Origin of the sequence: Shewanella sp. SM69 (assembly GCF_025653985.1) — a bacterium.
Taxonomy (GTDB): Bacteria; Pseudomonadota; Gammaproteobacteria; order Enterobacterales; family Shewanellaceae; genus Shewanella; species Shewanella oncorhynchi.
Genome location: NZ_JAKKRV010000015.1, coordinates 107,331 through 120,031 on the forward strand (window position 1 = coordinate 107,331; position 12,701 = coordinate 120,031).

General features: G+C 49.9%; 9 protein-coding genes. All 9 read right to left on the bottom strand.

The window, feature by feature from the left end:
- Nucleotide 1 precedes the first annotated feature (1 nt).
- Nucleotides 2-2,401 (bottom strand): PIN domain-containing protein, encoded by a 2,400-nt coding sequence (locus tag L5M37_RS18360; protein WP_263195752.1) that lies wholly within the window; start codon nucleotides 2,399-2,401, stop codon nucleotides 2-4.
- The gene (locus L5M37_RS18365) at nucleotides 2,398-6,363 is read right to left on the bottom strand and encodes a DEAD/DEAH box helicase (protein ID WP_263201514.1); all 3,966 of its coding nucleotides are present in this window, start codon (nucleotides 6,361-6,363) and stop codon (nucleotides 2,398-2,400) included. Before L5M37_RS18365 ends, L5M37_RS18360 begins: the two co-directional genes overlap by 4 nt.
- Before the next feature lie 97 nt (nucleotides 6,364-6,460).
- Nucleotides 6,461-6,643, bottom strand: a complete 183-nt coding sequence (locus L5M37_RS18370) for a hypothetical protein (protein WP_263195750.1) — start codon at nucleotides 6,641-6,643, stop codon at nucleotides 6,461-6,463.
- A gap of 18 nt (nucleotides 6,644-6,661) precedes the next feature.
- Nucleotides 6,662-6,829 carry a hypothetical protein gene (locus L5M37_RS18375; protein WP_263201516.1) on the bottom strand — a complete coding sequence of 56 codons (168 nt, stop codon included), beginning with the start codon at nucleotides 6,827-6,829 and terminating at the stop codon, nucleotides 6,662-6,664.
- 111 nt (nucleotides 6,830-6,940) lie between these two features.
- A complete protein-coding gene (locus tag L5M37_RS18380) occupies nucleotides 6,941-7,825 on the bottom strand; it encodes a hypothetical protein (RefSeq protein WP_263195749.1) in 885 nt (294 codons plus the stop codon).
- On the bottom strand, nucleotides 7,825-9,288 hold the full coding sequence (locus tag L5M37_RS18385; protein WP_263195748.1) for an AAA family ATPase: 1,464 nt from the start codon (nucleotides 9,286-9,288) through the stop codon (nucleotides 7,825-7,827). Before L5M37_RS18385 ends, L5M37_RS18380 begins: the two co-directional genes overlap by 1 nt.
- Before the next feature lie 181 nt (nucleotides 9,289-9,469).
- A complete protein-coding gene (locus L5M37_RS18390) occupies nucleotides 9,470-10,759 on the bottom strand; it encodes a hypothetical protein (RefSeq protein WP_263195747.1) in 1,290 nt (429 codons plus the stop codon).
- Between the two features lie 147 nt (nucleotides 10,760-10,906).
- On the bottom strand, nucleotides 10,907-11,125 hold the full coding sequence (locus tag L5M37_RS18395) for an ATP-binding protein (RefSeq protein ID WP_263195746.1): 219 nt from the start codon (nucleotides 11,123-11,125) through the stop codon (nucleotides 10,907-10,909).
- 101 nt (nucleotides 11,126-11,226) lie between these two features.
- Entirely contained in the window at nucleotides 11,227-12,669 is a 1,443-nt protein-coding gene (locus L5M37_RS18400) for a KAP family NTPase (protein ID WP_263201518.1), read from the bottom strand.
- Nucleotides 12,670-12,701: the final 32 nt, after the last annotated feature.

A 12,701-nucleotide genomic window follows, 5' to 3' on the forward strand; every position in this document is an offset into this window, starting at 1 on the left:
TTTATTTCCTTCTTTTTCTATTGTTTTGCTTGCGTGGATGCATTTTTGGAGAGTCCGCGGACACAAGTTTCGAAGGTGCATATGTATTGGATTCCTGCGTTTTTAATCCAAGCGACTTGGCTTTGTTGCGTAGATTGATGTCATTACTTAGAAACAAAACTTCATTCAAACGGAAGAACAACGCAGTTGATAGAATGGAATGATCGGGTTGCTTAGCATCCCACTCTGCGGGCAGCAAGCCCGTGTATTCTGTTTCATGGCGGATACGGGATGAATTTGCATCCAGCTGGCGAATAGCTGCTCGAGCTTTAGCTGCCCGATCTCCATCTTCGCTGCACTTTAAGCCATCCAACTCGCTCAGAACCAGATGGGGAACAACCGGAATATCATCTGAACGAAGATCCTGCAAAAATTCAGGGCTTTCCATCAGAGCGCTGGTGTCGAACACTACAATGCGGTGCCCATTCTCAACCGGGGCCAGCATGTCCTGCGCCAGACGATTCCAGCTTTCCACTGCTTTATTCAACGTATCCCAGTGGGGGGATGATGTATTTAAAGCGTGGAAATGCTCAGCTGCTTTACGCCAAGCGCGCACGGCATTTAATGCACCTGGAGTCAGGGTACGCACATCTATTTGATCATTACTCGCCGCCTTCAACGCCTGTTCGCCAATAGTCCGGTAAATATCCTGGACGGCTTTCTCAATAACTTGCATTGGTTGCTGTATGGCGTGTGGGCCATACAGCTTCAACTCTTTGCGCTGCAATGCGTGCTCAAGCCACACTTGCCGCAATTCGCTGGAAAGCAATTCTTCTGGAATTTCAATGGATGAAAGCAAAGCAGAACGCAACTTTGCCAATGAATCCAAGGCACGAATGGGGGCCGCATGACGCAGCAGCGCAGCTTGCAACGACGCAGCTTTGTCGGCAGATAGGACCTGAGCTATCTGGATTAATAGAGAAACGACATCTTCAGGATCTAGCTGATAGTGCGTATGTCTCAACGACACTTCAATAGCTTTCGACAGAGATTCTTCCCAAGCAGATCTCCAGTCTTTCCTATCAGGCCGCCATAATCCAATTGCTTTCGTAGTGGGTTCGACCAACGCCATCAGGTCATCCAGAGGCTGTTCAGCACGCGTGACAAGCCATTGCCACACAGTTTCACCGAGTGCATCAACATCCCGCCATGCTGCAGACATGAAGGCAATGCGTGGATCATCAGAGTGCTCACAAGTGCCCTCTAATTCTCTGCGCAGCTTGGCCCATAGCGCATTTGCAGCCTGGTCATTCAACGTCACCGCCAGGCCACACAAACGCGGTTGTCCGGCCCAATAGAGGCGGAGGTTACCAGCCACTTCTACTTGAATGCTCGCTCCGTCGATCTGGGGCAGAGACAAGCTACGAAATCCCGTCATAATTCCTGCTGGGGCGGGCACGAGCAGTGTGAATGCGGTCGGTTGTTTGCCATTGGCAACCAGTGCTGGTGAGTTCACTTCAGACGACAAAATGATAGAGGGTGTTGTTGCATCCGCAGCCGCAACCCCTTGAGCAACGATGCACAACCGCGATCTGGCTGCCCCCCCTTTAGTTGTGACAATGGAGCTGGCAGTGCGGGCGTCTCGTAAAACAGAAGAGTCAACAATGGGTAGCAAGGATTCCGGCTCGCTTGTCAGTGCATCAGAAAGCAGAATTGACCATGCCAGTTCGGGTTGCGCTTGCTCCAGCCAACGCTGCAACGCTAAATCATGCGGAGCGCTCGCGGACAGTGCACCATCCTCACTGCACGAGATCTCGAGTCGGCGCTCTCCCCATCCCGCTGGCTGCACCATGGGCGCGATGCGGTCTATAACTGTCGCAGGGTTTTTCCAATCATACTTTTCCTGAGCTATAGCGCGCTCAACCTGCGGAAGCGGATTTTGCGGCCTTAAAGCCTGATCCGCGACTCTGACGCGACTGAAATCACTTTGGCTGAGACGCGCTCCATCATTTTGTGTGGGTTTAATCTCGTCGCTGATGGGGTCATAGCGGTGCCAGACCTTAACCGTGCGCGAGCGAACCGGCAGGCTGTCGCTACGCAAAAATTGCAAGCCGTCGGCAGTCAATTCAAGCTCAGTTAAAGGCATCTCAAGCCTATCCTGAGCGTAACGTTTGGGCAGTGCTCCCAAAGCGGAAAGTTCAGATACGCAGCCTTCCAGCAGTTCACGCACGTCACCTGCACCCAGTTGATCGCGGAAAACTCCCAGCAAAGACAAGTTCTGTTTGTCGGGCAAATGGAGTCCAGGATCACACAGTCGCAACACCATTCGTTCAAATACTGTGGGCTTGCGCTCTGTGTGATAGGTCACATCGGATTCAATGCGATACAAGGGCAAGGGAACGGAAATTTCTGCTAGCTTCATGCTCGGCCTCCCCGGCTACCATACTTGTCGTTTTTGGTCGCAGCCGTCCGATGAGTCGGGGCACTAGACCTGCCGCGCTGTTGTTGCTGTTGGGGTAGCATGTCAGGCGACATCAATTGCCTTGCAGGAACCAGCCGTGCATCGCGCTCCAGTTGATCCAGGATGTCTTTGTAAACAGTTCGCTTCACGCTGCCTGCACTGTCCATGCGCGGCAAGTCCACCTCATAAGAGGCATACATACTTTTCGCACCAAAAACGATCAGCAGTTCCTGCGCACGCGAAAATGCCACATTAATAAATTCAAACCGAGCAACATTGGCCTTGCTGGAACGACGTCGGGGTTGATTGCCTGATCGAAAGGGGTCGTATCCATCATGGCGCACCATGCTAACCAGCACGATGGACTTTTCTTTGCCCTGATAGCGAATCACGGTATTGACTTCGACATCCAGGCAATCAAATCGCCCGTTTGACTCTTTTGGCCTGCGGCGGCGGATCGCGGCACGAATTTCTCGGCATTGGTTGGCATAGAAAGACACCACGCCGACTTTGCGTTTGTTTGTTCGTGAGTAGCCTTGCGCAGCGGATTGCCGCTCGATTTGTTCTAGCGTTTCGGCGATCAACTCCGCTTCCAGCTTATTGGTACGCCGTGGCTGGTTGCCGTCCATGTCCTCACGATGAATCTGGTTGTACAGGTTGTAGGTTGTGTCCACCCACAACGCGTGGTCACCCGGAGTGAGTAAAACTGAGCCACCGTCAACATTCTTCAATGTCAGTCCGTGAACACGGCGAAGCTTAGGGTTTGGGTCATCATCAGGCCGAAAGAGGCCACATTCCAACTGACCTTCGTAAAAATGGTTCACCATCGCCATGATTTGCGGATGCATGCGGAACTGCACATTGAGTCGTGCACGGTTGGAATCGTCCGCCATCTCGAAATGTGACTTGAACAACGAGGCTGTGACCATCTTCTCGAAGCGGCGCAAGTTGTCGCGGGTCAGTAAAGTCTGAGTTTCGGCAGGGTGACCAGTGCTGTTTTCCTCAGCGTTGGCCGCTTCGTTTTCTTCAACCTCATCCATGAAGCTGCGGGCTTCGTCGCCTTCCTGAAACAGCGGAGGCAACTGACGGTGGTCACCGACCAGCACAGCGCGACGCGCACGCATCAGGGGCATCAGCAATTCCAGCGGCGTAGCCTTGCTCACTTCATCAATGATTGCGACATCAAAACTCGTCTGCCCGGCTTCGTCGAGCGTGCGCTCGTTTTCGTTGCAGGTAATGGCCACTACGTTGCAGCTTGCCAGAAAATCTGGGCTCAGATGTTGCCAGTCTTCTACTGCGGCGTTGTTGCGACTCAAATCGCGCATCCAATCTTCCAGTAACGGCCCCCATGTCATACGCTCATGTTGCTGGCTGGCTTGGCGTTGCTCCAAGGCCTTGATGACTTGGGTCACGGTGTCGATGCGCTGCGACAAAGTAGCAGCGGGTTCTAGCGGCAGCCGGCTACCTTGGGTGATTGCCTCATCCTGCAACAGCTCCTTAACCTTCTGCTCATGCTGCCTGCGCAGCTCATTCCAGTCATCTAGGTTACTTTGAGCGATGCGCTCCTTGTTCTGTGCACCGCGCATAAGACCATCGCTCGGAACTTCAGGTGCGGGCTGCGACAACTGCGCCTGCAAGGATTGCTTGATGATTTCGACTGCCTGTTCGATGGCAGGCAGCTTCCTTTCCAACTCCGTCAGGCTGGCAGCTATTTCGTCAGCCAGTAGCGACGCATTTTCTATGGGGGCACACCATTTAGCGGCTTGGCGAAACAGGCCTTCATAGCGACTGCGCTCCAAGCCCACACCAGCCTGCTCCAAATCTTTGAGTTCCTTGCGTGTGGCTCTCCAAGCGTCTACGAAAGCGTCATCTTTTTCCATCTGCTCCTCCAAGGCTTTGACCTTGTTTCGGAGCGATTCAATGCGTAGCCTGGTGCTGGCATCCTGAATCGGGCTGTCTGCCGCTTCACGTAAGCGGCGAATATCCGCAGCAATGGCTTCTCGCACACTCGTGAAACGCCGCCATGTCGAAAGCATGTACGCCAACATTGAACCCTGGCTGCCTGTATGAGCGAGCCAGTCGTCTATTGAAAATTTCACGAGCAATCCAGCCTCATCGCAGGAAGCAAGGCCTTGCACCACACTTCTGGCAAGTAGCTCAACATCCCGTAAGTCACCATGTAGCGTTTCGGTTTCACCATCCAGCAAAACCTGAACGCTTTGTAGGCGATGGCGTTTTGCCTTGTCGTCATCCACCACTGTGCAAGCAGCGTCATACGCCTGCTGCGCCTGCCTTTTTTGGCTGCGAGCCGATGCAAAATCCATTTCAAGTTGCCCATGCTTGGCGTTCAACTCCCTCTCGTCGTGCAGCACAAAAGCTGCACGGTCACGCCACACCAACAGGAGACGCAAGTCTTCGTCAGCCCGCCTCCACACTGCGAGGCGATCTTCTGTTTGTGCAGCCAAGGCCTTGTAGTAACGCTGTAAGGATGCATGCCCCGCGAAAGCAGCACCATCTTCAGTCACCTTACTTTCATTCCGTGCCAACCGCACCACGCGCAATGAGGCATCATGGCCTAGCCTGTCCAGCGCGTTGTCTACGGCGGTATGCGCCTGAGATGCGAGCAACACCCGTTGCCCACGCCGCGCGAGTTGGACAATGGCCTCAGCAATCACGGTAGTCTTGCCTGTACCTGGTGGACCTTGAACCAAGCACAAGTCTGGCGCAGAAAGAATCTTAACCACGGCCTCTTTCTGGGCTGGGTTGAGCGAACGGTTAGCCCACTCTGTCACTGGAACCAAGCACTGCGGCACAGATACCTGAGCTGCTTCGAACAGATAATCAGTCAGATATGGCGCATAACCGCCTTGTTCCTGCAACTGTCGCAGCGCCTGCTGATGGCGTTTGATCAAGCTCATGTCGCCAGCCGTAGAAATGGACAGAAATCCAGACTCAGGAATCCGACTCAAAATGCGCTCACGTAACGTATCCGGCTCCTCGGCATTAGCAAGGTCATTCGCATCATCTTCAGTCAATGAGACGCTCAATTCGGCCAGCACAGGTGCATGCCACGGACATTCAGGCACGTTATCTTTATTGGGTAATTTCATGCCTTTTGGCAAAGGCGTTGGCACCGAGGGTTTGCCAGCTTGCCCAAGTCTGGGGAGGCGGCGCTCCTCCCTTTCTGGCAATCCGAACACCCAGGGATCTTTGGATTGCCCAATCTGAAATGCAATCAAGTCATCCCGCCCCAAGGCCTTGCGGCATTTTTGCAACTCTTGCGTACTCTGTGCGACGAGGGAAAAAACTAACTGATCGTCACGCCACTCGCGCGCAATGTAGCGCAAACCTCGCGCCTTATAGCGGATGAGGCTTTCTTTCCATTGAAGAAATTCGGACCACTCGGCCAACTGCGTTTGAGTTTGCTGGGTGATAGGCGGCAATTCAGCTAACAGTTGAGGGGTCAGCAGATTATTGGTTCGTTGAATTCGGCGCACGCCCGGTGGAGGCTGTTGCAAACTGTCATGTATCGCATAAGCCGTAATCTCCCTCTCAAACGGCCGTGAGGGCAAATCTGCTGTTTCGATGAAATTGGTGATGTTGAACAGTGGCGCTGGATGCGCAGTATCCCAACTGCCGGTTACAATGAACGAACACAGTTCTGGAAAAGGCCACCCATTCCGTCCTTGAATCCTGGGGCGAATTGCCATTTGGGCATAGCGTGGATTCTGCTTTTCGCGCTGTCTATTGGAGATAAACCCAGTAAATGGCATGTTGTTCGGGAAAAGAAGACTATATAAATCTTCCACCCCATCGCGCTCATTACACTTTTTATCAAAATCTTGATGACGGCGCTTAATATCGATCAGAGTCTTACTAATTCGTTCTTGATTACTCTGATCAATGGTTATGTATAGGTTCATTATTCTCGTATTCCATTACCTGATGCAAACATCCAGAATCGACCGGATGTTGTTTCATCCCAAAAAGTATTCATCGCTCTGTTCAGCAGTTATGTCTTTACATTCCAGACTTGTTGCCTTCGACCAGTGTCTTGTCGAGTTGCTCCAGCTGGAGCGAGTTTTCTATGTGAAGCCGGATGACGCTTTGGCCTATCTCAAGGCCGGGTGAGGCATAGGTGTTGCTGTGGCGGCCCTCACCTTCGCCGTAGAGGCGCTGTTCGATACTACCCGGCACTTCCATGGCGCTTTCAACTGGCAGCTAAAGCAGTGCATACCTGTCACTGCCGCTCTGAATATCATCAGCTGGCTGGTCAAGCTGTAGCGCCACGCTATAGCCTGGGCGGATATGCCAGGCCAGCAGCTTATTGGTTTGCCTAGATGGCGATCCAAACTTAGTTTCCAACCAGGTTTTCACCTTGTACTTCATCTTTACACGCCTGCGAATAATCTAAGTTATTTCCTATTTTTCAGCAATATACAAACCACATGCACGTGCATAAAAACAGATATGTATCAAATTTCAAGAATGTTCTATTCACTATGGGTGCGACTTCCAGGGGATGCCGACAAGTGCCAACTCAGGGCCCAGTTGCGCGGGGTTAAAATCTCTGGCCTTGGCTTCTAACCCCCTTTGGGGCATTGGCGTTATATCGGTTAACGCCTGTCTTTGCAGACGATCATTTGGTTCTTCAAACCCTCTGTCGTAGATCAGACCACCTTTAGCGGTGAACAATCCCCTTTGATGCAAATAACCACTGCCGTTGTCATCAAGCCAGTACCAATACAATTTGATGTGCGCAGGAAGCCGCGCCTTTAAATCATCCAAAGCCTTGTCACGCTGCCGTCTTAATGGTTTTTTATCTTCTTCAGCAAAAACGTGAAATTCGACCTCAGCCTTGGTGCAAAGGTGCATCATTTCGGTCATGGTTTTGACACAACCGGCTCTTGTAGGGCAGATGAAATTATCAAACAGGGTGACTTTTTCAGCGTCTGTGAGTAGCGCCCTGGCCGCCTTGGCGAGACTATGGGCATCTTTTGGGTACTGGGTTTGGAATTGAAAATCCACATCACCCATCAGCTGTAAATCATTTATGAAATATGGTCTCTCGTCACTCACACCATCAATAACACGATGAAATGGGCGTTCCTGATGGCTACGCTGGGCTGCTGCACCCCAATTGTCACCATCAAACGCTCTGCCAAAGCCAACCAGACGCGAATCTTTAATACGCCTCAGCTTTTCAGTTACCCGATCGACATGACCGCCTTGGTCTGCCAAATTCCTTGAAACATGGGCATACCATTTGGCTGGAAATCGCGATAGCACAGCCCCTTTGTCAAACCCAATGCGCGCTTCGAGCAGGTTTAAGTCGGCAAGAGTTCGCACCTGTTCAGGTGCGACTGCAATTTCGAGATGCAACATTAAAACAGCTCCTCTCTACGTTCGTTGAAAAAGCCGTTTGGCCATGGTGCATCAAAATCACCTTCGTCTGTTGTTTTGATGGGTATCAGCCGGGTCTTACCGTCGAACTGCTCACAAAAGATGATTTGAATATCACTCTTATGACAAAGAAACGGGCTTTCAGCATTCAGTTCTTCATCCACCGTTTGGCGCCTGCGTTTAAGCAACCTCAGCATCAAATGCTCACTGTGGGTTTCAATTAAGAACATGCGCTCAGACTGGCTCTTACAGGCAGCCAGCATAATATCCGCCAGCGCGAGTTGCCAACGGGGATGGATATGCAGCTCTGGCTGCTCGCAGGACATGATTAACGATGTTTCAAGACTCGCCCCCACGACAAACGGGAATACCTGAGACACACCAACCCCAACATTAGAAGGTAAGAGATGTAATCCAGAACGAGTATTTCTTAGCCTAACCCGCTTGGCCTCTGAAACACCTTCACCAAATTTTTCAACATCAAACTCATAGCCAGCATTGAGCATCATCTCATGGTTAAAGAAATGGTTAACCTTTTGATGAAACCCTGCTTCAGCCAATGAAAACAAGTCCCAAGCAGCTTTGCCGCTGTACCAATCTGGCTTATGAATACGAGTAACAACAGTGGCATCTGCCGACGGGATGCCCCTCAGTGGTCCTATGTGAAACATCATTTCGAAGCGCTTAACCAGATGTTTCAAAGGAGCAAGAGAGGCTTGTGATATCGCGCCCTCTGCAAACAACTTAGCTGCCAGCGGGTGCTGCTCCCATACATCATCCCAGCTAAAGGGAACCTCAGATAAATCTATTCTTTGACCTAAAGGCGGCAGCGCGTCTCGAGATGAAATATAGAATGGTTCAAATATCCCTGACTTGAATGCATTCTCTATTGAGAATTCGTCTGCGACATGCCAGTCAGGCAAGGGCTGATATTGAGTCACCAGGGCTTTAGGGCGCCCTGCCTGAGCTTCGAACTTTACGTAAGTTTGCCCTTTGCTCTGACATTCATAACGACTCACAAAAACACTGTTTTTATATGAGTCCCAGGCTAAATCAAGCTCAAATGATATTTCGTCAGCTGTAGATTCAGGCCAAAAGCCGAGATGTTTTTCCAGCAACCAATCCTCTGGGGTTGTCAGGTAATTATCCCAAATTTCTTCATCATCAAACTCGAGAGTCGCACCCAACGTAACCACTGTATCCAAACGCTTACCATGTACCAGGTTTTTGAAGCCACCTAACCAAAGCTGCTCACCGGTGACGGCACTGTAAACAGGGTCGAAATTACGATTCACTAGTACTTCATAAAGATAAAGCATCGCGTGTAGCACAGTGCTCTTGCCGGTACTGTTAGCACCAAAAAGTAAGGTAATGGGCGCCAGCGGAATGGTGGCCTTGTTGGCAATCCCTTTAAAGTTACCTATGGTCAGTGACGTAATTTTCATGGTCCGTCCTTGGTTTTTGGCTTCGTTTTCGAATGTTGACGAAACTGTTAAATTATTAATATGCCGGCTTAATGCTGTGTGCGGTTCAGAATAAAAGCGCCCTAGGTGTTATGTCCTGACTTTTCTGGTTAGCAATGGAGGACTTCGGTGCGCTGCAAAGTCCTCGTTCATGACTCTCGAATCAGCTCAAAAGTGCTGTGCGAATGACCTTGCCTTGCTCATCGAATGTCAACCCGACTTTAATCTCGCCGGAATGCAACATGGCGTTTCTGGTGTCCTCAAGCCGGGCACAGCTTTCAGTGAACCAACGCTGATTTTCAGTTATCGCATGCAGACACACTTCGGTCTGATAACCAATATATTCGGTTCGTGTGTCCAAGGTCGCCCGCTCATTAAACAGTGCTTTGGAGAGCTGCTTATCTGCTTTGTCTATGAGTGTTGCTTTCAACTCACCTACCAGGTCGTTCCATGTACCCATTTCTACCTGGAGAGCGGTAAACTTTTCCCCGGCTGGGTCAATATACAACAGCATCGCTTTGGAAATTGCGCTCAACCTGAGCAGTAATGCATAACGGTCAGCAATTTTTTCAGCTTCCGCAATGTATTCTTTGAGCTTGTTGAACGTATTCTCGGTGCCAGCAGTATCCAGGCTTTGCATACTGCTAATATTCTTATTTAGTGTTTTCAAATCCTCAAACACTTTATTGCGCCAAGTGTGCGATTTCTCATTAATTGATTCCAGCCTATTAGCAATACTAACGGATAATTCAGCGGGAGAATTTAACGCAGTGATACAACGCTTAACTTCGCCGTAATAGTCTATGGCACCTTGTAACTCTGCAACATCATTGCTGTTCAGCTTATCCTTAATATCTTTCAACTGACCTTTGATGTCGTCCAGATTCTTCTCAATTGTTGCCAAATGTGACTGTGCCACTGCAATACTGAGCAAGTTGAATGCACCAACGGATAACTGTCTAAGCTTGCCTCCCTCAATAATTCTTCCTTTGCCCACGATTTTTTTGGTCACAGGGTCAATTGCATCCGCCAGAGTTTCACCAGACTTAGTGGTTAATATTTGATACGTTCCGTCTTTTAGACCTTCTGCTATCTTTGGATTGAAAACCACTTCAACGGTTTTACCCGGTACATTGACAGCCGCCTTTATAACATCCGAAATCAAATGTGTTGATCTCTGAGCCAGTTCTGAGCTCTGATCCAATTCAGTGCTCTTTCTCGGGAAACGCCTGATTTCAGTACATTCCACCAATGGACCTGCACCATCACTTTCAATCGTAAAATCAATACGCTCGACCTGTCCCGTCGTTTGAGAAGGCGTTAATACCTGCTGAATCACTTGAGTGTCGACTTTTAGCTGTGCCAACTCGCGTCTGCTTTTAAAGGTTTGGTAGACAAAAACAAGCAACAACAACGACAGTGCTGAAATCACAGCCACAACTACCGTATCCATTAACATCCCCATTAGTTAAAACTATTATTATCTCTGACTAAATCTCATTAATTTTAATTGGTTACATCACACTAATGCAACAAGAACCGAGCGTATTGGGTAACATTAAGCAGACAGAACCGCAGTGGTACTATCGTGTTGAGTTTGTCATCTGAGTTTGCGCAGCTGCCTGGCATGGTATCCCCTACTATAAACTGGGTCGAAATTACGATTTACCAGTACTTCATAAAGATAAAGCATCGCGTGAAGCACAGTGCTCTTGCCGGTACTGTTAGCACCAAATAGCAAGGTAATGGGTGCCAGCGGGATAGTAGCCTTGTTGGCAATCCCTTTAAAGTTACCTATGGTCAGTGACGTGATTTTCATGTTCTGTCCTTGATTTTTAGCTTCGTTTCCACATGTTGACGACGCTGTTTAGTTATTACTATGCCAGCCTAATCCTGTGCGATGTTCAGAATACACGCGCCCTAGTCAGCGATGTCTATCTGACTGACCAGCTCAATCCGACTAAATGCAGTTTGGCGGAGATTAGACCTTCTAAATGTCATTCTCCTATCTCTGGCCATTTCTACCAACCTGTTAATTTCATGCTTTCGCGCATTGTCCGTCGAGAACTGGCTTATACGTTCTTCCCATGGAACAACTACTGATTCAAATTCGATTTCATTATCATCGCTGTATCCAGAGCGGATTAGCCAGCCGCATATCCAGCCAAAGGAGTCAGGAAACGGCGATTTATCAATATCTCCCCCCAGCAAAAATGCTATCACCTCATTAGTGCAGCCAACATCCTGCTTAAATTGATGATAAAGGGCATTGTGCTCCTGTCGAAGCACTAACATGCACATCAGTACCACTGCATCAACGTATTGATTGCTGGGTATGGAGCGGACTACCAAACGCAATCTGGTGATCAATTGGTCGATGTCCCTAAGGGTGTAATTAAAGCGTTCACATAGCCAATGTAGCATTTCCTCAATAACACTATACTCATCCCGCCCTTCAGTACGTTTGGCAAAGCGACTTTGTAAATCCTGCTGCTGTAGCCGTACTTTTATGTACGCATTTCGATCTGGAATTCGCAGGTGATAGTCGAGATCAATAAAACGCTTGAGGTAATTAAGCCCGTCGAAACTTGGGCCATAGACACCCTGAATGCTCTTGCTGAGCTGGTCGCGGTTTACGGCAAGCACAAACACTAGGCGGTCGATATCAAACAAGTGCTTGATACGTTCCAGCACCTCGATGGCATAGGTGGGTTTGCAGCGGTCGAGTTCATCGATAAAGACTATCAGGTTAGCCTGATCATCAGGCAAGGCATCCAGCGCCACCGACAGCTGCTGTTTGAACTTGGCCAACGATTTTTGTTTCACGTTAAAGCTGTCTACCAAGCTACCAACAGCATCGCCAGTCAAATCGGCAGCAAGCTTTTCGTATTCCTTCTCAAGATCTAACGCACCAAAAGTAGCGGCTTTAGCGGCAGCTACAGCTGTCGCCTTGATAAGGCCAGGAGCGCAGGCTTTGGCTTTATCCCACGCCTCTTTTATCGCGGGTTTACTCGATTGTGACGTTAGCCAGTCATCCAGCACAGATAACATGGGCAGCAGCGGATCGTCGGCAAAGTCACTTTCCCAGACATTGAGGTAGAGGCTGACCTTGCCCTCCTTTTTCAGGAACTGCTGCCAAAGTTGAATAAAGGTCGTCTTGCCGCCGCCCCAGGGCGCATCGATGGCAAACACCAGTGGCGCCTCGGCGTTCAGCAGCACCGGGGTAAGGTTTTCAATTTCCCTGCTGCGGCCGAGCTTATCCGCTACGCACGGCCACTCGCCTTCCGCAAAGCTGGGCGGACGAATACGCAGAGGCACTGACGACTTGGGGTTGTTATCTGAGTTGGCGCTGCTGTCTGGCATGTTCACATCCCTGTGGCTGGTTAATTCCGTTA